Origin of the sequence: Phormidium tenue FACHB-1052 (assembly GCF_014696675.1) — a bacterium.
GTDB classification, from domain to species: Bacteria; Cyanobacteriota; Cyanobacteriia; order Phormidesmidales; family Phormidesmidaceae; genus Nodosilinea; species Nodosilinea tenuis_A.
Genome location: NZ_JACJQN010000029.1, coordinates 24,392 through 45,635 on the forward strand (window position 1 = coordinate 24,392; position 21,244 = coordinate 45,635).

A 21,244-nucleotide genomic window follows, 5' to 3' on the forward strand; every position below is an offset into this window, starting at 1 on the left:
CCCCCTCATGCCATCTCGGTTTGGCCCTATAGCAGCCCCCGATATCGAATAAACAGCAGCGTAACGGCCCACGATCCCAGCGCCACCTTGAGCGCCACCAAAATATTCAAAATAGGGATGATGCCGCCGCTTAGCAGTGTGCCGAATTGCCCCAGGGGCAGCTCCCCCCCCACCAAAGTAAACACCGCCAGCGCAATGAAAATCAGCACCGACACCTTTTCCCAAGCGGCGGCTTGCCAGCGCTCGTAGCTTGCCTGCATCCAATCTGGCGAGGCTGCTGTGATCGCAACCAGGCCGATCGCCGTGCCCCCGGCCACCCCTGCCGCGAACCCGCCCCCAGGACTGAGGTGGCCGCGAATCGCCAGCTCGATGCCCACCAGCGCGGCGATCGTCGCCCCCAAGCGGGCCAGTACAATGGAGGGCCGGTCGGTAAACCGATGAAATGTGGTTACTGGCGTCTCATCGGCCAGCAGATACTTGCCGCCCATAATGGCGATGGTAAACACCACTACTTCAAAGATAGTGTCGTAAAGGCGATTGCGGAAAATAATGCCGGAGACCGCGTTGGGAATGCCGGTATCGGCGGCGATCGCATCCACCACCGCCAGCTCGCCCCCAGCCCCAACCGGGTCGGGCAAAATCAGCATCTTCATAAAGAAAAGCACCCCCGCCACCAGGTAAACCCAGATCATCAGTGCTCCTCCCTTAGGGTTGAGGGTTGGGACAATGGTGCCGCATCTCCAGGGCTATGCAGGCGGCTCTCGGCGATCGCCACCGGCAGCTCAGCCGCAAAAATTTCGTACAGCCGCTGCACCCGCAGCACAATGCAGGGGGCATCCCCATCACTGTCGTAGGGTTGCTCCACCGCAGAGGCTAGACAGATGCCGTGCACGTCCTTAGCGGCTAACGCCTGGTGCAGGGCTCGCTGGTCGGCGTAGGGCACTAGCTCTAACCGCAGTTGGTAGCGCTTGAGCAGCGATCGCAAATAGTCGAGCAGCGGCTGCCCCAGAAAACCGGGCTTCAGGCCCTCCCCCTCCAGCACCCCCAGTCGCATCACCAAGGACGATCGCACCGCCACTACGTAGAGGGTAACCGCCAGCATCGTGCCCACCAGTGCCTCGGTCAAAGCCACATCGGCTCCACCCAGCATGACGTAAATCAGCGCAGCCACCGCCCCCAAAATACCCCGCATAATCAGCGCCTGGTAGGGGTTCGCCTGAAACACCACCATCGCCGCCGACAGCGGTAGCAGCAGCATAATCGCGTAGACGTAGCTATTGGCCATCGCTAACCTCCCGTCCCACCTCGCTGGTGGCGCAGTAGGCCAGCACATAGCCCAGCACCGTGTTCCAAATCGCCAGAGACAGCAGCGCCAGCACCAGCAGCGGCCACTCATGGGGAATGCGCAGCAGCAGCCCGACCATGATCGCCATTGACCCCAGGGTATCGGCCACCGACAGGCCGTGCAGCTTATACAGCACCGAGCGCTGCCCCAGCAGCGGCCAGGTGCCCCAGTACCAAAACACCAGGCCAAGAACAATACAGATATAGCTCAGGATATTAATCACGATCCCTCCGTCGCCTCGCTCAGGCGTTTGATAATGTGGGACAGCAGCATCAGCGACGCATTGCCCACGCTGAGAATTAGCACCCCCACCACGCCGATCATCCAGTCATCCTGCAAGACCGCAATCACCAAAATCATCACCGAGGTTTTGGTCGCAATGCTGGCAAATGCGAGCATGCGCTGCCAGATATCCTCATCGCGCAGCGCCTCAATCATGGGAATCAACAGCGCTCCAATCATTGCAATCAGCACTAGGGTCATGGCAGTGTCCCCCGTTCAATGTGGTGTACCTCATACCAACCCTGATTGTGGTAGCGCTGCACTATCGTTTTAGGCGTAAAGGCAATCAGGAAAATATCCAAAAAAATCAGGCTAGGGGTGCGCCGAGGCTTCGCGCGCTCCAGGGTGACCCGCTCTCGATGGTGCGGGTAAAGCATGATCTCAAACGCTTCTCTGTAAGATCGAGGAATTGCCACAACCACCTCCCAAAGGGTGCGTAACCAATCCTTCAGCAGACCAGGATGTTTGCTCTGGTGGGGCAGCACCAGGGCAATGCTCACCCCAATCAAAATGTTGGCCCAGCTAAGGTCGGCGGTGAGCAAAAACCAAATGGTCAACCGCAAAATTATGTTTAGGTAGCCGGTCATGCAAACACCATGCCAAACAACAACACCAGCATCAAACTCATGATTCCGATCAAATGTTCGAACTCTTCTAGCACCTGGGGCAGCTTCACCACCACTCGCTGCAAGATCAGCCGGTAGGCCAGCCAGCCCAGCCCAATGGTCGCCAGGGGTTTAACAATATTCGCCAAGGAATAGGCATCGTAGTAGGCCACATTGGCCACTACCAACCCCGCCAGCAGCAGCACCACCGCTGGCCAAAACCCTCGCTTCACGGTTTGGGTCGGGTCTGGGCCCTGGGGCAAAAAGATAAACTTGGCAAAGGAAATGGCGGTGCCCAGGGCGGCGATATTCATGGCAATCACCTGCCAGGGCAGCAGGTTTTTCATGGTCAGCACCTTGGCCCCAAAGCCCGAGAGCAGCGGAAAGCCGGAGATCGAAAAGCTGGCGATCACAAGCGCCACCCAGATCGGGGTGCGAATGGGCTGACTGTGCAGCAGCTTAAAATCGCGGCTTGGCAAAGCACCGGCAATTAAAAACAGGGCCGCCTTCACCAGGCCGTGGGTCAGGGCGTAGAAGCCTCCTACCTCGGGGGCCGCTAGCACAAAGCCCATCTGCGACACGGTGTGAAAGGCCAGCATGCGCTTGGTGTCTTTTTCAAACACGGCGTAGGCGACCCCCAATAGCGCCGTAGCAGCGCCAAAAATCCGCACGATCGGGTCGAGTTCCTCCAGCATTAAGGCGATGCGCACCAGGGGAAACACCCCCGCCTTGATCACCACCCCCGACATCAGCGCCGAAACCGGCGTCTCTGACTCTGAGTGGGTCAGGGGCAGCCACAGCCCCGAGACAAAGATGCCCCCCTTGGTCAGCAGGCCCAAGAAAATCAGGGCTAGGGCCTCGGTAGGGGCACCGGCCAGCGCCGAAAACGCAAAGGATTGATTGGTTTGGTAAACCAGCGCCGCGCCGATGAGATAGAACAGCATGGCGGTATTGCTGACAAACAGGTAGCGCAGGGCCACCCACAGGCTGCGATCGCTGCGCGGATAGGCAATCAGTAAAAATGTTGCAATGCCAATTACCTCCAGCGCCACGTACATACTGAGCAAATCGGCGCAGATAAACGCGGCATTGACGCTGCCGTGAAGGATGATGAGCTGAGTATAAAAAAAGGTGGTTTTGCCGCTGTACCAGCAGTAGAGAATCACCGCCGCCGTCACCAGCGCATTGGTGAGGATGAAAAAGGCGCTGAGCTGGTCAGCCATCAGCGTGACGCCAAAGCTGTCGAGCAGTTGCCAATCGAGGGGCGTAGCCAGCCAAAACAGGGCGATCGCATAGGCCAGCGACACCAGAGCAACCCCCAAAGACAGGATGCGATCGGCCTGGGGCAGCAAATAAATGCTAAAGCCCACAAAAAACGGCAGCGCTATCCACAGCATTGTCCAAAGCGTCATGGCCGGTACTCCTGCTCGATTGCGCGGGTCTCTAGGGTCGGGTTATCCCGCGCCAGCTTCATCACCCCCACCAGCATCAGCGCCTGAATCGAAAAGCCAATCACGATCGCCGTCAAAATCACCGCCTGGGGCACCGGGTCAGCATAGGCCGCCGGCGGCGCACCGTTGACAATTGGCGTGTAGGTACCATCGTGGGCCGCAACCAGCAAAAATAGGGCAATCACCCCGGTGCTCATCACATCCATCGCGATGATTTTCATAACCAAATTTTCCTTCAGCAAAATGCCAAAGAAACCGAGAAGAATAGTGGCGTAAACGCAGGCGTAGAGCATTTTGGGTGGATGAATGGATGGTAGGCGGGTAAGTGAGTAGATGGGTGGGCGGGTGGATGAGTAGGGGGTGGGAGTAAGGGGATGAGGGGGCGAGGCTGATCGCAGCAGCCAAAAGGCCCATTCGCAAGACAGAGGTTTAAACCAATGATCAATCAGTCCTTTCCGCGAGGTGAAGGACGACGGAACGTCCTTCTCGACGGGGGTCTGGGGCCATTTCGCTGGCCCCAGTAGTAGATCTGGCTATTGCCCCCACTGTGCGCCGCTAAACCCACTGCATAATCAACCTAATCGTGGTGGGCAGTGCCCACCCTACAGTGGCGGCAATCGCTAGTTCAAAGTGAAGGTTTCCTTTCTTAGAAACCCCCTAAGAAGCCACATCAGCGGGTTCAGGAATGGCTTCTGCGATCGCAGCCGATTCACTGCCCTTAAACGCAATTCGCAAAAACGGCGGCGCTAAAAACGTCGTGGCAATCACCATGATGATAATTGCCGCCTCCAAAGGCTTTGTCAGCACCCCACTGGCCGAGCCAATGCCCGCAAACACCAGCCCCACCTCGCCCCGAGGCACCATACCAATGCCGATCGCCAGACGGTTCAGCGGCTGACCAAACGTTGTCCAGCCCGTCACGACCTTGCCCACGATCGCCACTGCCAGCAAAAACACCGCAATCACGAGGCCTTCCCGGTTGGCTGCTACCGCCGGGTTCAGCACCCCCAGATCGGCCTTGGCTCCCACCGTCACAAAGAAGATCGGCACCAAAATGTCGGCAATGGGCATGATCTGGCGATCGAGTTCCTTGCGCTTGTCGGTTTCATCCAGCACCAGACCCGCTGCAAAGGCCCCAAGAATCGCTTCTAGGTGAATCACATTGGCAAAAAAGGCCATCAAAAACGCAAAGGTAATCGCCGGAATCACCAGGTTGCCACGGGTTTGCAGCTTGTCTGCGATCGCCACAAACGAGCTATTAAAAAACTTGCCTAAGAAAATCGCCCCTAGCAAAAACCCCGTGGCGCTGATGATCAGATACACCACATTCATCACATCTACTTCGCCGGTCTTGGCCAGGCTAGCCACCACCGCCAGCACAATGATGCCCAGCACATCGTCAATCACCGCCGCCCCGACAATAATCTGACCCTCTGCCGATTTTAGCTGACCAATTTCCGACAGCACCTTAGAGGTAATGCCAATGCTGGTCGCCGTCAGCGCCGCCCCTGCAAAAATTGCCGGAATCGTCGGCACGTGGAACAGCAGCATTAACCCCGCTGTGCCCAGACCAAAGGGAGCCGCCACCCCAACTACAGCCACGATCGCCGCCTGGTAGCCCACCTTTTGCAGTTCCCGCAGGTCAGACTCGAGACCAATCTCAAACAGCAGAATGATCACCCCCAGCTCGGCCAGCACCGAGACCACCTCGCTCTGGCTGCGAAACACCTCCGCCACCGCTTCGGAGCTGAGCCCGCCCAGCCACTGCAAAATCCCCATGAGCTGAGAATCCGCTGCGATCGCCCCACTTTCTGGAAACACGATCAGATGCAGGGCCGACACCCCGACTACTACCCCGGCCACCAGTTCTCCCAGCACCGGCGGTAGATCTAACAGCTTAGAAATTTCGCCCCCCACCTTGCTGGCTACGTAGATGACCACCAGACTGAGCAGCACCCCAGCCAAGACCATCGAGCCAGTATCGGCCTCTGGGGTCGCCGCCAACAGCGGTACCATCCATGGATCTCCCGACCAGGGCAGCCAGGGCGCAAAAACAGCATGAGACATCAGCATAGATACCTTCTAAACCTCTCAACACAAACATTTACGACCGATTCAACTGGTGTGGATAGGCGGCACCCACCAGCCTTAGATCAGAGCCAGTTGACAGGGCATCAGCAACGATCCGAGGCGGCACTAGGCCATCCTGGGCGGCCAGCAGGCACAGAGAAACCCTCAACGCTTCGGTGGCGGACGTTAATCTGATGTGTGATGCCCATCGCCAGCACTTAATTCTTTCTATTGAGCCGAATAAATGACTACAAATTTAGCATCGACAAAACTCTATGGAAAAACTGTAGCATTTCTCCCTCAAAAATCTCACCAGGTGAGCAATTGGTTTTTTCAATAGCACTAGCAGGGTTAGGTCTTTGTTAGCTAGAGCAAAGCCAGGGAGCGGATGGACAACTCCATCTACGCCCTGGCTCTAGTGTTGGATTGAAAATTTGAGACAGCCTAGACTACAGCAGCAACCTTTTTGCGCGGGAAGAAGTGCTTGAGCTGCACAGTCACCAGAGCCGTGACTAAGGTGCCAGCGGCGATCGCCACAATATAGAGCCCGACATGCTCCACTGCGTTGGGTATCGCCAGCACAAAAATGCCGCCGTGGGGAGCCCGCAGGGTGCAGCCAAAGACCATTGATAGCGCCCCGGTCACCGCCGACCCCGCAATGCAGGCAGGCAAGATCCGTAGCGGATCGTTGGCCGCAAAGGGAATCGCCCCTTCGGTAATAAAGGAGATGCCCAGCACCGAGGCTACTTTTCCGGCCTCCTGCTCCGCCTGGTTAAAGTGCTTTTTAGAAACAAAGGTGGCCAGGGCCAAGCCCAGGGGCGGAGTCATTCCAGCCGCCATCACCGCAGCCATCGGCGCGTAAAGGTTGCTAGCCAGTAGGCCCACCGCAAAGGTGTAAGCGGCTTTGTTGACCGGGCCACCCATATCAACCGCCATCATCGCGCCCAAAATCAGGCCCAGCAGGAGGGCGTTGGTGCCGGTTAGCCCTTCGAGGTAGGCAGTCATACCCTCCATGATGAACCGCACCGGGCCACCAAAGACATAGACCAGCAGCAGCCCCACCACCAGGGTCGCCAGCAGCGGTATCACCAGCACCGGCTTGAGCCCCTCAAAATTGGCGGGCAGATTTACCTTGTCGCGCACAAACTTGGCCACATAACCGGCCAAGAAGCCAGAGAGAATGCCGCCGAGGAAGCCCATCCCTAGGTTCGCCGCCAGCATGCCGCCGATCAGGCCAGGGGCAATACCGGGGCGATCGGCAATGGAAAAGGCAATGAAGCCCGACAGCACCGGCACAATTAGCGCAAAAGCCGCGCCGCCGCCAATCTGCATCAGCGCATCGCCAAAGGTGCCCGCTTCAGGATTGATGCCAAACACAAAGGACAGGGCGATGGTTAAGCCGCCCGCCACAATCACCGGCAGCATGTAGCTCACCCCGGTCAGCAGGTGCTTGTAGGGGCCAGATCGGCTTTCGGAGCGATCGGCCTTAGCCCGGTTCACCTCGTCAACGTAGCTGCCCCCGCCTTTGCCACCACCGGCCACGGGCGCATCCATCGCCGCAGTCACCACATCTGCCCCGTTGTGAATCGCCGCTTTAGTCGAGGTTTCGTATAGACGCTTACCGCCAAATCGCGATAGATCAACGTGGGTGTCGGCGGCAATAATCACCGCCTCAGCACGGGCGATTTCGTCATCGGTCAGGGCATTCTGCGAACCCACCGAACCCTGGGTTTCGACCTTGATGTCGTGCCCCAGCTTGAGAGCTCCCTGCTTGAGGGCTTCAGCCGCCATAAAGGTGTGGGCGATACCTGTGGGACAGGAGGTAATGCCTACAAAGAATTTGCTGGCCGGGGCGGCTATTGGGGTAGCCACAGCTCCCGAATCAACTTCCCTCTCGACAGTGGGCAGTTCCCCTGGCAGCGGGTCGTGGGGATGGGGCGTGGTCTTGATCGCCCCCAGGCTGGGGACGTGACCCACCAGGGCCACAGCGCTTTGAACCACCATTTCAGTATTGCGAATGGCTTCGCTGGTAGAGACGGCGTAGACGGGTTTGGTGGAGAAGCGATCGCGCTCCACCGGCCCATCCGCCCCTACAATCACCACATCGGCCTGGCGAATATCGTCATCGCTGAGGGCCGTAACGACAGCGCCCCCCTGGGCCTCAGTCACAATCTCGTGGCCCATCGCCTGGGCGGTGCGCCTGAGGGCTTCTGCCGCCATCTGGGTATGGGCCTCGCCAGCGGCACTGGCAGTAACGGCAACAATTTTGGTCATGGGCTTGTTTGGGTAGAAGGGTTAAAAGTGGATGGGTAAGGGGTAAGGGGGCGTAGGGTGCATTCGCGGCCAGTTACCCCAGGCGTCCGTCAGGCCAATTTCGAGCTGCAATGCACCAATCAACTGATGGCTTGTGGCATGGTCTACCAACGGTGCATTGCTTCGCGAATGCACCCTACGGGAATCACCTCACTTCCTGCACGGTGACTAGGTGCCGCATGGCGTGAATCTGTTCCATGGGCGGCAGTCGCGGGCCGATCTGACCCAGCGCCCCCATGGAAAAAGCTGTGGCCAGGGTCGCACAGGCCCGCAGCGATTCGCCGCCCAGCAACCCCGCCACCGTGCCCGCCACCATGGCGTCGCCTGCGCCGACGGTGCTTTTGATCTCAACTGCTGGGGGCTGGGCGTGAAAGGCTTGGGTGCGATCGATAAACAAGGCCCCATCCCCCCCCATCGACACCACCACATAGCGAATGCCCGAGTCAATTAGCTCGCGGGCGGCGGCAACGATCGCACCATGGCTTTCCAGGCGGGTGTTCAGCACCTCCTCCAGTTCCACCCGGTTAGGCTTGATCAGATCGGGTTTGGCGGGCAGGCCAAAGCGCAGCGCGTCGCCGCTAGTGTCAAGAATTACGGTTTTGCCCTGGGCCTTGAGGGGGCCGATCAGCTCGTCATAGATGTTGGTAGACAGCCCCGCTGGCACGCTGCCCGAAAAGACAAACCAGTCGCAGCTCCCGGTCAGGGCATGCACCACATTCCGCAGGCCATCGACATCTAGGTGGGTGGGCGATTGGCCGGGATAGTTGATGTCGGTGACTTGCCCCTGGGCATCATCCACAATTTTGATGTTGACACGGGTTTCACCGGGCAGATTGACGAAGTGGTCGTCGATACCCTTTTGCTGAAAGAGCACCTTAAATAAGGCATTGTTTTCTCGCCCTAAAAAGCCCGTGACGCTGACCTTATGACCGGCTTCGGCTAAGAAAGACGCCACGTTCACGCCCTTGCCGCCCGCGTCGTCCTGCTTCCAAGCGACCCGGTTCACCGCATCGGCCTGAAAATTAGGAATCGAGACGGTCTGGTCGATCGCAGGATTCAGCGTCACCGTAGCAATCCGTTGCGTTCTGGGTGGGTGGGTCATAGGGCTCTGACCTCCTCGGCGGTGCGACAGGCGATCGCCTTCTGCGCCAGCCGCTTCATCTGCTTCATCGACGCGCCCCGCAGCCGCGCTTTGACTTTCGGAATGCTGGGGATATCCATGCTCAGCTCTTTCACCCCCAGCCCAGCGAGAATCATTGCGCCCTGGGGCTCTCCAGCCAGGCCGCCGCAGACGCCAACCCACTTGCCCGCCAGTTTGGCCCCCTGCACCGTCTGGTAGATCGCCCGCAGCACGGCGGGGTGCAGAGCATCAGCCTGCTTCGCCAAGGTGGGGTGGCCCCGATCCATCGCCAAGAGGTACTGGGTCAGATCGTTGGTGCCCACCGAGAAGAAGTCAACTTCCTGGGCAAATTCTGCCGCCATCAGCACGGCGCTGGGCACCTCGACCATCATGCCGATTTCCACAGGCGGCCCGTCGATCGCCGCCCGCACCGACTCCAGCACCGTCTTGGCCGCACGAATATCCTCCAGCGTGGCAATCATCGGGAACATGATGCGGATGTAGCCACCGCGCGCCGCCCGCAGAATCGCCCGCAGCTGCGTCTCAAATAGATCGGTGCGCTCCAGACAGAGACGCACGCCGCGAATACCCAGGAAGGGATTTTCTTCAACGGGCTGGCTCAGGTAGGGCACGTGCTTGTCGCCGCCAATATCCAGCGTGCGCACGATCAGCGGCAGACCGTTGAGAGCCTGGGTCATCTGACAGAGCGCGTCGTACTGTTCTTCTTCGCTGGGGGGCGCGGTGCGATTGAGGAAGAGAAATTCTGTGCGCAGCAGCCCCACCCCTTCGCCCCCAGCATTCACAGCCGGGGCGGCTTCCGCTGGCCCGCCGATGTTGGCGACCACCTCAATGCGGTGGCCATCGGTAGTAATAGCGGGCTGAAACCGGGTTTGCTGCTCCACATCGCGGAGCTGGGCGCGATCGCCCATCGCCTGCCGTGCCTTCTCCAAATCTCCTTCTGTAGGATTTGCGTAGAGCTGGCCTTTATCGCCGTCGAGAATGGCGATCGCCCCTTCCCGCAACTCCATCACCCCATGACCCGCCCCCGCCACGGCAGGAATGTTGAGCGATCGCGCAATAATCGCCGTGTGGCTGGTCGCTCCACCCGCCGCCGTGCAGAACCCATGAATTTTGGCTGGATCTAGCCCCGCCGTATCTGAGGGGGCCAAATCGTCAGCAATCAAAATCACGGGATGATCGGGCAGACCCGCCCCGGCATCGCCCCCACCCACCAACCGCGCCAGCACCCGCTGGCCCACATCTCGCACATCCGCCGCTCGGCCTGACAGAACCGGATCAGCCAAGGCTTCCAATTCTTTGGCCTTGGCCTCGATCACCTGCTGCCAAGCCCATGGCGCACTGTGGTTGGGCGGAATCCGGTTCAGCGCCTCTTGCTGAAACTCTGGATCAGCGAGAAACTCACGGTGAGCCTGAAAGATTGCCGCCTTAGCTTTGCCGGAGCGTTCTTTAATGGTGGTGTAGAGGTCGGTTAGATCGATGTCAGCGAGGGCGATCGCATCCCTCAGACGATCCTGTTCTGCCGCAGCATCCGGAGCAGTCTCGGCAAACTCTAGTTTGGTATGGCGAAACCGGTGCAGAGGGGCAATGGCTAAGCCCGGTGAAGCTGCCACCCCGCCTATAGCAAGGCTCTCCAAGTCTAAGGCAGGCAATTCTAGCGCCGGACTGGCTGCCGCTTCATCCTCTTCCTCCAGGCCATCTTCCACCGCTTGCTGTAGGGCATTCAGCGCCTGGGTGGCATCACTCCCTTTGGCCAGCACCCGCACCACGCCATCCCGCTCGACCCCCAGCTTCAGCAGCGACATCAGGCTTTTGCCGTTAGCTACCTGATCGCCGTAGCGCACCCGCACCTCAGCGCTAAAAGATTTTGCCAAATCCGCAAACACGGTGGCGGGGCGAGCGTGCAGCCCCGTTGGCGCGTCAATGGTGACATCGACAAATTGGTCGAAGCCTTCGGTATCCAGCCCTTTGCTGCTGGGGGATGACTTGCCGGTGAGGCGATCGCAAATCACCTGGGCATCCTCCGTCTCCACCAGTGCCTGCACCGCCGCCGGGTCATCCAGCACGTGGGTCAAGTTGGTGAGAATCTGCAAATGCTCGTCCGACTTCGCCGCAATGCCCACCACCAGCCGCACCACCTCGCCGGGGTTCCACTCCACCCCATCGGGGATTTGCAGCACCGCAATCCCCGTCGTCACAATCAGGTCGCGCTGAGCAGGCTGCCCGTGGGGAATGGCAATGCTGTTGCCCAGGTAGGTATTGGCCTGGGTTTCCCGCATCTGCATGCTGTCCACATAGCCCAACTGAATGCGACCACGGTTAACCAATAGTTCTCCCACCTGCCGAATCGCGTCTTCTTTGCTCTGGGCAGTGGCCTTAAGCTGCACGTCCTCCGGCATTAGATTAATCATTCAAATCATCTCTCCATGGGGGTTATCTACGAGGAAATGTAAGCGGGTTAATTAGCAGACTTAAAACGCGCAAAATCCACTTAGAATCTCAACGTTCTAAGCCAGGGATCGAGCCGGGATCAATTACCTACAAGGCGTTTTCTAATGTCTTAATTGTTCAAGACCAAAGGCAACCTGAGAGAGCTTTGTTATATTTCCTTAGACATTGCTTAAAGATTTGTATCGCCCAGGGGCTAGCTCACCAGAGTTCACAAAAATCCAGCTTCACTGGCCCTATAATTTGGCCACAAACCTTCCCTTGGAGACATGACATCAGCTCAGACTACCCCTTTGCCTCGCTGCTCTCCTGGCGAAACTGTATCCCTGCATACAGTACACATTCAGAGAGAATTTTATAAGTGGTCTGACCGATCGATGAGGTGAAATTGACTTTTATCGAGCTGTTTTTCCGCGCCATCCCGCTCTAAATCACGGCCCCACTATGCAAGATATTCAAATCGAACCTGTGCTTACCGTTGAGGCGGTGCCTGAGGAGCTTCAGGCAGATGCCAAGGGTGTTTCCCTGCGGGATGTAACCAAAAAATATGGTTCGTTTGCAGCGGTTCAAAACATCACGCTTGATATTCCAGCCGGTTCATACACCTGTTTGCTCGGCCCTAGTGGCTGTGGCAAAACCACCACCATGCGCATGATCGCAGGCCACGAAGATATCTCTGAGGGCGACATTTATATCGGCGAAACGCGCATCAACGGCATTCCCGCCACCCAGCGCAACACCGCCATGATGTTTCAAAACTACGCGCTGTTCCCCCACAAAACCGTGTGGGATAACGTCGATTTTGGCCTCAAAATGCGCGGCATGACCAAGGCCGATCGCCAGCACCGCGTCGGCGAAATGCTAGAGGTGGTGGGGTTGAGTGGGTTTAGCGATCGCAAACCCGCCCAGCTCAGCGGTGGCCAGCAGCAGCGCGTCGCCCTCGCCCGCGCCCTCGTCACTCGCCCCCAGGTACTCATGCTCGACGAGCCCCTCAGCGCCCTCGACGAATCGCTGCGGGTCAAAACTCGCGGCGAGCTGCGCAAGCTCCAACGCCAGTTCGGCATGACCTTCATCCAAGTCACCCACAACCAAGACGAGGCCTACTCCCTCTCCGACCAAATTGTGGTGATGGATCACGGTCGGGTAGACCAGGTCGGCACCCCCGCCGAGATCTTCTCCAAGCCTCTGTCCAAGTTTGTGGCCCGCTTTACCGGCGACAACAACATCTTCCCCGGCACCGTCACCAGCGCCGTGCAAGACACCAATGGCCAACTGATTCAGCTCGATGTGCCCTCCCTGGGCACCCTGCTGTGCCTCGGCGACTATGCCCAGGTGGGCACTGAGGCCGCCTGCTGCATCCGCGCCGACCTGATGCAGATCAAATCCCTTGCTGAAGCCGAAACATCAGTCTGCGGCCCGGCTACCAACCGCCTCACCGCTCGCATTACCGCCGTCGAGTTTACCGGCTACGTCACCCGCGTCTCGCTAGTGCTTGAGCGCAGCGGCGTGGAAGTGCTGTACAAAGCCCGCACCCCCGACTGGCTCACCACCACCTTTACCGAAGGGCAGGTAGTGGTGCTTGACTGGGCCGCCGCCGACTGTGTTTTTCTACCCCACTAGGTTTGGGCCAGGCCTCGCCAGCGTTCTCCTCCCACGCTTTCTCAACCATTCGTTATTACTGAATTGCTAACCATGGGTAAGTTTTCTCGCCGCCAAGTGATTCGCACCAGCCTCGCCGCTGGCGCATTCCTCACCGCCACCCGCTGCGCTGCGCCCTCCGGCACCCCCAACAACCCGGCCCCCGGCCCCCAGGTCAACACCAACCAAACCAAAGATGTCACCCTGCGGCTGATCGGCACGGGCGTGTCGCAAATCAACGACATTCGCGACAAAGCCCAAGAAGACCTGGGCTTTAAGTTCGACATGCGGGCGCTGAGCACTGAAGAAAACAACCAGATCGCCATCACCCAGCCGGGCCAGTACGACATCTTCGACGGCGAATATTTCAGCCTGCCCCTGGTGGTGCCCTCCGGCAACCTCCAACCCATCGACATCAAGCGCATCACCAACTACGACCAGATTGTGTCCTTTTTCAGAACCGGCGAGTTCAAAGGTCTGCCGGTCGAAACCTCCCAGGGCACGGCCCCCTTCAAGGTGCAGTACCTCACTGGCCCCGACTCCAAAGAGTTTTCTGACACCCCCACCGACTACGCCACTCTAATTCCCTTCCAATACAACGCCGACACCCTGGGCTATCGACCCGATCTGGTGGGTCGCACCATTGAGAGCTGGGGCGAACTCTTCAACGAAGAATTTAGGGGCAAGACCTCCATCCTCGACATTCCGCAAATCGGCATTATGGATGCGGCCATGGTGGCCGAGTCGCTCGGTCTAATGACCTTTGCCGACAAAGGCAACATGACCAGAGCCGAAATTGATCAGATTATCGAAATCCTTAAAGAGCAAAAGGCCAACGGTCAGTTCCGCGCCTTTTGGAAGACCTTTGACGAGTCGGTCAACCTGATGAGCTCTGGGGAAGTGGTGCTGCAATCAATGTGGTCGCCAGCGGTGACGGCGGTGCAGTCCCAGGGCACTGAGTGCATCTACGCCCCCCTCAAGGAAGGCTATCGGGGCTGGGGCGGCGGCATTGGACTCTCAAAAAACTTGGAGGGCGTTAAGCTCGACGCCGCCTATGAGTACATCAACTGGATGCTCGACGGCTGGGTAGGAGCCTTCCTCGGACGCCAGGGCTACTACAGCGCCGCGCCCGAAACCGCCCGCAAGTTTATGTCTACCGCCGAGTGGGACTTCTGGTACGAAGGCAAGCCCGCCGCCGAGGACATGGTCGACCCCTTTGGTAAAACCCTGGCCAAGGCCGGTGTCAGTCGCGACGGCGGCTCCTTCGACGAGCGCTTTGGCAACATCGTCTGCTGGAACTCGACCATGAAAGAAAACACCTACCTGGTGCAGAAGTGGAACGAGTTTATTGCCTCTTAGTCAAATAAATTGAAAATTTTGAGTTTTGAGTTTTAAGTTCTTGATGAAGGACTTTAATTCAAAACTCAAAATTCAAAACTTAAAACTCCTCCTCCATCACTCTCAACTCCATCACCCCCCTCCCCCCATGTCTGAAACCTGGAAAGCCCTTAAGCCCTACGCGCTAATTACGCCGCAGACATTGGTGTTTCTACTATTTCTGGTATTCCCCATTCTGATGATTGGGGTGGTGAGCTTTTGGGAATTTAACGGCTACTCGATGACTCCGGCCTTTACTCTGGCTAACTACCAGGGTATTTTGACCGATGTCACCTTCAAGACTTATCTGAATACGTTTAAGTTTTTGGGAATGGTGTGGCTTGCAACGCTCTTAATTGGCTACCCAGTGGCCTATTTTTTGGCGTTCCATGTGCCTAAGCTAGAGTGGCAAATTTTGCTCTTTTTGGTCTGCACAATTCCGTTTTGGACCTCAAATATTATTCGCATGATTTCGTGGGTTCCGCTGCTGGGGCGGGAGGGATTGGTCAACCAAATGTTTATGGGCGTTGGCCTGATTCAGCAGCCGATGGAGTTTTTGCTCTACTCGGATTTTGCGGTGGTGCTGGGGATGGTGCACCTCTACATCATTTTTATGATCGCGCCCATCTTTAATAGTCTGATGCGAATTGAGCGATCGCTCGTAACCGCCGCCGAAGATCTTGGCGCGTCTGGCTTCCAGGTTTTTAAAGAAGTAATTTTGCCGCTGTCGGCACCGGGCATTGCGATCGGCTCAATCTTTATTGTCACGTTGGTCATGGGCGAATTTGTAACTGTTCGCCTGATGGGAGGCGGGCAGTCAGCGTCGGTTGGCAAGCTGATTCAAACCCAAATTGGTAGTTTGCAGTATCCCTTGGCGGCGGCTAATGCGATCGTCTTACTGGCCGTGACCATGCTGATTATTATTTCAATTCTGCGCGTACTAGATATTCGCAAAGAGCTTTAGAGCAGGCCAGATCGTTTTAGGGCGGGCAGTGCCCACCATTAACCCTTAAAAAACCCCCATGCAAAAACGTTCCCTTTCCTTCTATTTATTGCTGGCCTTCTTCTGCCTGTTCGTGCTGTTTCTCTACGGCCCGATGATCACCATTTTTATGCTGTCCATGCAGGGGCCGGATGGTGGGTTGACTTTCCCGATGCGGGGCTTGAGTTTCTATTGGCTGGGGCAGGTATTTCAAGAGCAGCGGGTGGGTAATTTTATTGAGCCCTTTGTGCGATCGCTCATCCTGGGCGCTGCTGTCATGGCGATCACCATCTCCGCCTCAGTGCTCGCCAGCATGGGCTTTCGCCAGCGATTCAAAGGCTCCACAGTGATCTTTTATATGACCATTGCCAGCCTGATCGTGCCGAGCATTCTAGTTTCTTTGGGGATTGGGGTTGTGTTTCAGGTGATGGGCTGGCCGACAAACTGGTTTACCTCCGGCCTAGGTGCTCATTTGACCTGGACTCTGCCCATTGCCTTTTTGATCATGCTGGGCATTTTCAACCGCTTTAACCCCTCCTACGAAGAGGCCGCCCGCGACCTGGGGGCTACTGATTCAAAAACCTTTTGGGAAATTGTGATGCCGCTGATTGCCCCCAGCTTGCTGGGAGTGGGGCTGCTCACCTTTACCCTCTCCTACGACGAATTTACCCGCACCTCCTTAGTGTCGGGCCAGAGCAACACGCTGCCGCTGGAAATCTTTGGGATGACCACTAACGTTACGTCGCCTGCCCTCTATGCTTTGGGTACATTGACGACTATTTTCTCGGCGTCGCTGATTTTGATTGCCTTCTTTGCCTACAACGCTGTGGTTAGACGGCAACAGGGTAAAGCCTAAGGAAAGGTTGGTTTTTAGATTTTAGCCGGAATAAGCTGTAAGGCCCGGAATGTTCAAACCGAGTACCCCCTTCAAAATCTTAAAAATGTTTCTCCACCGCCCCATCTCCTAGCCCGTACTTCTACGATGGGCCAATGGACAAAGACACGTTTTTGAGTCTGTTACGGCAGCACCGGGCGATCGCCGTTATCCGCACCCCTGACCTCAATCGAGGGCTGGCTATGGCAGAAGCCGCCGCCACGGGCGGTATTCACCTGATTGAGATTACCTGGAACAGCTATCATCCTGGGGATCTAGTCAGCAAGCTCAGGCACCGATTACCCCACTGCACTATTGGCGTTGGCACGGCCCTATCTAAGGCCGATCTCAAAGCCGCTGTGGGAGCCGGAGCACAGTTTTGCTTTTGCCCCCATAGCGATCCAGCCCTGATTCAGCTGGCCCAACAGGTTGAGATTCCTATTGTGCCTGGTGCCCTCACCCCTGGCGAAGTTGTTGCTGCCTGGCAGGCTGGAGCAACGGCGGTGAAGGTTTTTCCAATCAGCGCCGTGGGCGGAGTCAGCTATGTTCGCAGTCTCCAGGGGCCACTGGCTCACGTTCCGCTGATCCCCACGGGCGGAGTAACGGTCGAAAACGCCAGCGCTATGGTGCAGGCGGGGGCGATCGCCGTGGGCCTCTCCACCAGCCTATTTCCCACCACCGCCGTAGCTGAGCAAAACTGGGCGGCCATTACGACTCTGGCTGCCCAATTGGTAAATACCCTAGCCAGCACAGATGCCTCGTTTTAACTGGCCAGCTTAAAGCCCTCGACGCTCAGGGCGTAAATAGTCCCAATCTTAAAGCTGTTGATGCAGTCTAGCCAAACCGGTTTTGGCACCGTTTTTATCAGGGCTGGGTCGCGCCAACGACGACTGTACACGAGCCAGCTGATCAGCTCTGCCACTAGCACTATAAACGCTGAGACAACGGTGTCTTGCGCAGCGGCTTGACCGGCGATCGCCGCCAGAGACACCGCAAAAAAGTAGCCCAGCAGGAGGCTCAGCAACACCAGCGACACCCGCCGCCAGGGGTTAATCAACCACAGGTTAAACTGATCACCTAAGTCGTCAATTAGGGTACTTAAACGAGTGCGCTGCATGGGTCAACCCCTAAAATGCTTCTGCCATATTTAGACCATTCGTGGGCAGTGTTTTACCGTTCTACCAAGCATTAAAACTCGGCCCGGCATGCAGGGTGAACGCCTCCCTGACCACAGATATACTCTAGCTGCTCGCCCTCAAGATTCAACGCCTGAGAAAAGTCTACTCCCACTAGCAGTTCAGTAGTTTCTGGGGCCACGATAGTAGTGACAAACGCATCTCCCTGCGATCGCTCCGGCGTAAAAAATCGTGCCCCAGCCAGGTTTACTCCAGCCAGGTTCGCCTTCGCCAATACCGCCCCCTCCAGGTTGGCTCCTTCCAGGTTGGCTCCTTCCATGTTAGCCTGGCTGAGATCAACCCCTCGTAACAAGCCATTGGCAAGGTTAGCCTGCCGCAGGTTAGCCGCCGTTAAGTCCGCCTCGCTTAAGTTGGCGTCAGCCAAGTCCGCTCGGGTTAGATCCGCAGAGGTCAGAGTTGCCCCAGCCAGATACGCTTGTCGTAGGCGAGCATCCACAAAACTGGCTTGATTCAAATTGGCATCAGTCAAGTCTGCTCCCACTAGACTGGTACCGTCAAACTTGCCATGGCTGACATCCGCAGCAATAAACCAGGCACTGCTCGCATTGGCTCCAGAAAAATCGGCATAGGCCGCTAGCGAATTACTCAAGTTAGCCCTCAGCAGGCTAGTATTTCGAAACACCGTATGACGCAGATGTGCCGCCACCAGACTGACCTCTGTTAGGTCTGAGCCACTAAAGTCAGTCGTCCAATCATCAAAGGTATCCTCGCGACCATCTGCCCCCGCATCAAAAAGCTTGGCCTTGCGCATGCGCGCCCCCGACAGCACGGCGTTGCGCCAGGTAATCCCTGCCAAATGCTGCTGCTCCAGCACCATGGTAAACGCGTCGGGGCTTTCGATGATGTAGCTCAAGTTGGTGCCGCTAAGGTCAACCTGGTTGAGACTGCCGCTGTGTAACACCAAAATTTTAGTCAAGGTTTGCTTCACCGTGCGCTGTCGCAGCTGTGGCAGCAGCCGTTGCTCAGGGGGCAGAGCCAGCAGATCATTAGCTAAAGCTAGATTGAGCCGTTGCAAATGAGGAATAGCCGACGGCCCCAGCGTAACCAGGGCCTGCTGTAAAGTATCGAGTAGGCCAGGATCACTGGTCTGAGCCAGCATATCTACCAGTAGCGGTATAGCACGGCCATCCTGACTGCTGGCTAGCGCTAAAGCCGCCGCCTGGCGATCGCTAAACGAAGCGGCATTGCGGCTCAGATTTTCCACCAAAGCCAAAAACAGCACATCCCCTTGATTGGCCTGGGGCAGCCGGCGATCTAGCCACACAGCTCCCAGGCCACCCAGCACAACCACTCCGGTTAGAGCGCTAATTACGGGCAAATGTTGCCGCCAGCCCTGTGCTCCTAGCACCGCCACTGACTCAGCCGGAGACAGCACAATGGCCCTGAGACCGCCATATTCCTCTGGAGTCAATCTCACCAGCGGCGACTCCGCTGGCGCGGCTGAAGCCTCTTCAATAGCAGAGTCATGACTCTGGCTGTCAGACACAGCATGATATCGACTCGCTATCTGCCCGCCCCGCAACAACACAACCCGAGTGCCTGCCAGCTCGTCGTACCATGCCCGGCGCGAACGTCTCATCTGGCTGATAGCCCCCGACCCCAGGCCACAGGCGAGAGCCAGCCCACCGAACCACAGCAAACTGGGAAACGCTCCACTACTCAACCAAATTCCATAGGCCACCACTGTAGGCCCCCCCCAGCGGCCCAACTCCCTCACCAAAACCTTGTGAGCGCTAGGTAACGGTCGATCGCTTGCCACCACCTGTATTCCTAACCAGTCCTTCGGCCAGGTTTTACCCCGGATTGCCAGACCATAGAGTTGGCTACCCACAAAGACTCCTGGCAGCACCAGGGTGCCAAACCACAACACATTGGTTAGAGGCGGCACCTCCGTCACCAACCGCTGGCGCGATCGCCCCAGTGGACGGGCGATCGCCCCTTGGGCAACTGTTACCGCCGAATTTACAGGTACTAACTCAGCAGTAGAATGCCGACGAACCAACTCTCCTGCCCCCCAGGGAAGCGCTATGCTCCCCACCAGCAGCCCTACTTCTAGCCCCCAGGCCACCAGTCGCCGCAGAGCTAAACTGCGGGCAGCCGATAGCCGCCCTTGCACCCGGGCGGCAGATACCTGAGCTGCAATCGGTTGAGAATGAGAGGTTTGTGCCATAGAAAGCCCGATACAATCCAGGTTTTGAAGTTACCAAGGAGTACTGAGCGATCGCCGCCCGGAAAGCTGACCCTAGTCTTCACCATAATTGCCCTTCATAATAGCGAAGGCCTCCCATCTCGGCGGGTTTTGGCCCTCAACATTTCAACCATTCATACAGAGCCTAGGCACCTTGAAATCTGGCACATTTACTGTCACATCTACCTGTATCTCTGAATACTATAGAGGCATAGACAAACGCTCCTATAGGGAGGACACGCTATGAAAACTCTGATTAAATCTTTAACTTTGCCCGCCGCCGCCCTTGCTTTGGCCCTGGGCACCGGTGTGGCCTCAGCTCAGCCCGTTGCTCAAACTCCCCTGAGCCAGCCCGTACAGACCAGCGGTTCCATCAACCCTAGCCGCCCCTCTAGCTGTGGCGTTCTTGGCGATGGTGCAGTCCAAGTTTTGCAGGTTAATCAAGACTTTGCCGCCGTTGACCTTGCCGTAAGTGGCACCAGCGGCCTAACCCTGCTAATTCAAGGCAGCAATGGCTTCAGTGAGTGCCATACTGGCGGTGGCGGCACCATCAACGCACCGGGGCTGCTCAATCAGGGCACCTATTCCTTCTTCATCGGCAACAGTAGCCAAACCCCCACCAGCTACAACCTCACCATTCGGGAAAACTGATATCACATCCGCTTATTCAGGAATAATAGCCTTACGGCCTCTAGCAACCAGTGAAAGCCCGTTAGCCCTTGAATAAACGCCTGTCGGTTGAGCAACACCCGACACCGCTGGCCCCAAATCATGCGATCGCCCTAGACAGTCAACCCTTCTTCATTCAATTCAGCGGTCAGCAATCCACAGCACAGCCCCGCTAGTTCCTCCAGCTACGGCAGTTCTCGTCTGCACCGGGCAAATGCAGAATGGCTGGCAGTATTTGGGGGCTACGGTTACCAATCAACGGTTTTACAGAAATTCGCTGGGAGCGACCGGGCGCGAGCCTACAGTGTCAACCCTACGGTTTGTCGCAATAATGCCTAGGGCAACCTGTTAATCGAGAATTTTTCGAGCTGCGATAGAGCTAGCACTAGTTGACCTCAGCGGCGACAATCTTCGCTCTGGCTCACAGATATCAATTGGTGTAGAAGAGTGGGGTTGGTTCCAAAGAAACAGTCGCTAAATGAAAGTGGACACTGCCCGTCCTACAACAGGTTAAAATCAGCCCAAAATCAAAGAGTCCCCTTCTTATGCAAGAAGGGGACTTTTTGAAATAAGGACCTGGCATCGAGCTATTTTGACAAGGGGCAACCCCCTCACTATCTTCGCCGCAGCTGCGTTTCACGACTGAGTTCGGGATGGGTCAGAGTGGG

The 21,244-nt window shown here is 57.2% G+C and carries 20 protein-coding genes and 1 rRNA gene; 7 read left to right on the forward strand and 14 right to left on the reverse strand.

Features of this window, described 5'->3' with window-relative positions:
• Window positions 1-26: 26 nt before the first annotated feature.
• The 11 genes from H6G07_RS25105 to ptsP all read right to left on the reverse strand — a co-directional run bounded on the left by H6G07_RS25105 (window position 27) and on the right by ptsP (window position 11,615).
• On the reverse strand, window positions 27-692 hold the full coding sequence (locus H6G07_RS25105) for a Na(+)/H(+) antiporter subunit B (RefSeq protein ID WP_073611020.1): 666 nt from the start codon (window positions 690-692) through the stop codon (window positions 27-29).
• Window positions 692-1,285: a DUF4040 domain-containing protein gene (locus tag H6G07_RS25110; RefSeq protein ID WP_073611019.1), complete on the reverse strand. Its 594-nt coding sequence runs from the start codon at window positions 1,283-1,285 to the stop codon at window positions 692-694. Before H6G07_RS25110 ends, H6G07_RS25105 begins: the two co-directional genes overlap by 1 nt.
• Window positions 1,275-1,568 (reverse strand): monovalent cation/H(+) antiporter subunit G, encoded by a 294-nt coding sequence (locus H6G07_RS25115; protein ID WP_073611018.1) that lies wholly within the window; start codon window positions 1,566-1,568, stop codon window positions 1,275-1,277. The genes H6G07_RS25110 and H6G07_RS25115 overlap by 11 nt, the downstream gene beginning before the upstream one ends.
• A complete protein-coding gene (locus tag H6G07_RS25120; protein ID WP_073611017.1) occupies window positions 1,565-1,828 on the reverse strand; it encodes a hypothetical protein in 264 nt (87 codons plus the stop codon). Before H6G07_RS25120 ends, H6G07_RS25115 begins: the two co-directional genes overlap by 4 nt.
• Window positions 1,825-2,214, reverse strand: a complete 390-nt coding sequence (locus tag H6G07_RS25125; RefSeq protein WP_073611016.1) for a cation:proton antiporter — start codon at window positions 2,212-2,214, stop codon at window positions 1,825-1,827. Before H6G07_RS25125 ends, H6G07_RS25120 begins: the two co-directional genes overlap by 4 nt.
• Entirely contained in the window at window positions 2,211-3,644 is a 1,434-nt protein-coding gene (locus H6G07_RS25130; RefSeq protein WP_073611015.1) for a cation:proton antiporter, read from the reverse strand. Before H6G07_RS25130 ends, H6G07_RS25125 begins: the two co-directional genes overlap by 4 nt.
• Window positions 3,641-3,976, reverse strand: a complete 336-nt coding sequence (locus tag H6G07_RS25135) for a cation:proton antiporter subunit C (RefSeq protein ID WP_073611014.1) — start codon at window positions 3,974-3,976, stop codon at window positions 3,641-3,643. Before H6G07_RS25135 ends, H6G07_RS25130 begins: the two co-directional genes overlap by 4 nt.
• 364 nt (window positions 3,977-4,340) lie before the next feature.
• Window positions 4,341-5,750, reverse strand: a complete 1,410-nt coding sequence (locus tag H6G07_RS25140; RefSeq protein WP_073611041.1) for a cation:proton antiporter — start codon at window positions 5,748-5,750, stop codon at window positions 4,341-4,343.
• Between the two features lie 447 nt (window positions 5,751-6,197).
• Window positions 6,198-8,027 (reverse strand): PTS fructose-like transporter subunit IIB, encoded by a 1,830-nt coding sequence (locus H6G07_RS25145; protein WP_073611013.1) that lies wholly within the window; start codon window positions 8,025-8,027, stop codon window positions 6,198-6,200.
• A gap of 184 nt (window positions 8,028-8,211) precedes the next feature.
• Window positions 8,212-9,168 carry a 1-phosphofructokinase gene (gene pfkB / locus H6G07_RS25150; RefSeq protein WP_073611012.1) on the reverse strand — a complete coding sequence of 319 codons (957 nt, stop codon included), beginning with the start codon at window positions 9,166-9,168 and terminating at the stop codon, window positions 8,212-8,214.
• Window positions 9,165-11,615 (reverse strand): phosphoenolpyruvate--protein phosphotransferase, encoded by a 2,451-nt coding sequence (ptsP, locus tag H6G07_RS25155; RefSeq protein WP_073611011.1) that lies wholly within the window; start codon window positions 11,613-11,615, stop codon window positions 9,165-9,167. Before ptsP ends, pfkB begins: the two co-directional genes overlap by 4 nt.
• A 481-nt stretch (window positions 11,616-12,096) precedes the next feature.
• On the opposite strand from ptsP, the gene H6G07_RS25160 reads away from it, so the two are divergent.
• The 5 genes from H6G07_RS25160 to H6G07_RS25180 all read left to right on the forward strand — a co-directional run bounded on the left by H6G07_RS25160 (window position 12,097) and on the right by H6G07_RS25180 (window position 17,290).
• Window positions 12,097-13,272 (forward strand): ABC transporter ATP-binding protein, encoded by a 1,176-nt coding sequence (locus tag H6G07_RS25160; RefSeq protein WP_073611010.1) that lies wholly within the window; start codon window positions 12,097-12,099, stop codon window positions 13,270-13,272.
• Window positions 13,273-13,344: 72 nt separating this feature from the next.
• Window positions 13,345-14,649 carry an ABC transporter substrate-binding protein gene (locus H6G07_RS25165; protein WP_073611009.1) on the forward strand — a complete coding sequence of 435 codons (1,305 nt, stop codon included), beginning with the start codon at window positions 13,345-13,347 and terminating at the stop codon, window positions 14,647-14,649.
• A gap of 127 nt (window positions 14,650-14,776) precedes the next feature.
• Window positions 14,777-15,631, forward strand: coding sequence for an ABC transporter permease (locus H6G07_RS25170; protein ID WP_073611008.1), 855 nt, complete (start codon window positions 14,777-14,779; stop codon window positions 15,629-15,631).
• Between the two features lie 58 nt (window positions 15,632-15,689).
• Window positions 15,690-16,505 carry an ABC transporter permease gene (locus H6G07_RS25175; protein WP_073611007.1) on the forward strand — a complete coding sequence of 272 codons (816 nt, stop codon included), beginning with the start codon at window positions 15,690-15,692 and terminating at the stop codon, window positions 16,503-16,505.
• 134 nt (window positions 16,506-16,639) lie between these two features.
• The gene (locus tag H6G07_RS25180; RefSeq protein ID WP_073611006.1) at window positions 16,640-17,290 is read left to right on the forward strand and encodes a bifunctional 4-hydroxy-2-oxoglutarate aldolase/2-dehydro-3-deoxy-phosphogluconate aldolase; all 651 of its coding nucleotides are present in this window, start codon (window positions 16,640-16,642) and stop codon (window positions 17,288-17,290) included.
• Here H6G07_RS25180 and H6G07_RS25185 read toward each other — a convergent pair.
• The gene (locus H6G07_RS25185; protein ID WP_073611005.1) at window positions 17,287-17,640 is read right to left on the reverse strand and encodes a DUF565 domain-containing protein; all 354 of its coding nucleotides are present in this window, start codon (window positions 17,638-17,640) and stop codon (window positions 17,287-17,289) included. The genes H6G07_RS25180 and H6G07_RS25185 overlap by 4 nt on opposite strands.
• 71 nt (window positions 17,641-17,711) lie before the next feature.
• Window positions 17,712-19,889, reverse strand: coding sequence for a pentapeptide repeat-containing protein (locus H6G07_RS25190; protein WP_073611004.1), 2,178 nt, complete (start codon window positions 19,887-19,889; stop codon window positions 17,712-17,714).
• Between the two features lie 261 nt (window positions 19,890-20,150).
• Between H6G07_RS25190 and H6G07_RS25195 the strand changes: the two genes are divergently transcribed.
• Together H6G07_RS25195 and H6G07_RS26785 are read left to right on the forward strand one after the other, a co-directional pair.
• The gene (locus H6G07_RS25195) at window positions 20,151-20,558 is read left to right on the forward strand and encodes a hypothetical protein (protein WP_073611003.1); all 408 of its coding nucleotides are present in this window, start codon (window positions 20,151-20,153) and stop codon (window positions 20,556-20,558) included.
• A gap of 68 nt (window positions 20,559-20,626) precedes the next feature.
• A complete protein-coding gene (locus H6G07_RS26785; RefSeq protein WP_277882113.1) occupies window positions 20,627-20,752 on the forward strand; it encodes a hypothetical protein in 126 nt (41 codons plus the stop codon).
• Between the two features lie 398 nt (window positions 20,753-21,150).
• Here H6G07_RS26785 and rrf read toward each other — a convergent pair.
• Window positions 21,151-21,244 (reverse strand): 5S ribosomal RNA (gene rrf / locus H6G07_RS27215); the annotation flags it as partial.

What these genes read in the sequence shown, in the direction of transcription:
- H6G07_RS25160 (WP_073611010.1), top strand. Translation starts at nt 12,097, where the DNA reads ATGCAAGATATTCAAATCGAACCTGTGCTTACCGTTGAGGCGGTGCCT.
- H6G07_RS25125 (WP_073611016.1), bottom strand. Translation starts at nt 2,214, where the DNA reads ATGACCGGCTACCTAAACATAATTTTGCGGTTGACCATTTGGTTTTTG.
- H6G07_RS25190 (WP_073611004.1), bottom strand. Translation starts at nt 19,889, where the DNA reads ATGGCACAAACCTCTCATTCTCAACCGATTGCAGCTCAGGTATCTGCC.
- H6G07_RS25145 (WP_073611013.1), bottom strand. Translation starts at nt 8,027, where the DNA reads ATGACCAAAATTGTTGCCGTTACTGCCAGTGCCGCTGGCGAGGCCCAT.
- H6G07_RS25140 (WP_073611041.1), bottom strand. Translation starts at nt 5,750, where the DNA reads ATGTCTCATGCTGTTTTTGCGCCCTGGCTGCCCTGGTCGGGAGATCCA.
- H6G07_RS25170 (WP_073611008.1), top strand. Translation starts at nt 14,777, where the DNA reads ATGTCTGAAACCTGGAAAGCCCTTAAGCCCTACGCGCTAATTACGCCG.
- H6G07_RS25135 (WP_073611014.1), bottom strand. Translation starts at nt 3,976, where the DNA reads ATGCTCTACGCCTGCGTTTACGCCACTATTCTTCTCGGTTTCTTTGGC.
- H6G07_RS25130 (WP_073611015.1), bottom strand. Translation starts at nt 3,644, where the DNA reads ATGACGCTTTGGACAATGCTGTGGATAGCGCTGCCGTTTTTTGTGGGC.
- H6G07_RS25120 (WP_073611017.1), bottom strand. Translation starts at nt 1,828, where the DNA reads ATGACCCTAGTGCTGATTGCAATGATTGGAGCGCTGTTGATTCCCATG.
- H6G07_RS25195 (WP_073611003.1), top strand. Translation starts at nt 20,151, where the DNA reads ATGAAAACTCTGATTAAATCTTTAACTTTGCCCGCCGCCGCCCTTGCT.
- H6G07_RS25105 (WP_073611020.1), bottom strand. Translation starts at nt 692, where the DNA reads ATGATCTGGGTTTACCTGGTGGCGGGGGTGCTTTTCTTTATGAAGATG.
- ptsP (WP_073611011.1), bottom strand. Translation starts at nt 11,615, where the DNA reads ATGATTAATCTAATGCCGGAGGACGTGCAGCTTAAGGCCACTGCCCAG.
- pfkB (WP_073611012.1), bottom strand. Translation starts at nt 9,168, where the DNA reads ATGACCCACCCACCCAGAACGCAACGGATTGCTACGGTGACGCTGAAT.
- H6G07_RS25185 (WP_073611005.1), bottom strand. Translation starts at nt 17,640, where the DNA reads ATGCAGCGCACTCGTTTAAGTACCCTAATTGACGACTTAGGTGATCAG.
- H6G07_RS25110 (WP_073611019.1), bottom strand. Translation starts at nt 1,285, where the DNA reads ATGGCCAATAGCTACGTCTACGCGATTATGCTGCTGCTACCGCTGTCG.
- H6G07_RS25180 (WP_073611006.1), top strand. Translation starts at nt 16,640, where the DNA reads ATGGACAAAGACACGTTTTTGAGTCTGTTACGGCAGCACCGGGCGATC.
- H6G07_RS25175 (WP_073611007.1), top strand. Translation starts at nt 15,690, where the DNA reads ATGCAAAAACGTTCCCTTTCCTTCTATTTATTGCTGGCCTTCTTCTGC.
- H6G07_RS25165 (WP_073611009.1), top strand. Translation starts at nt 13,345, where the DNA reads ATGGGTAAGTTTTCTCGCCGCCAAGTGATTCGCACCAGCCTCGCCGCT.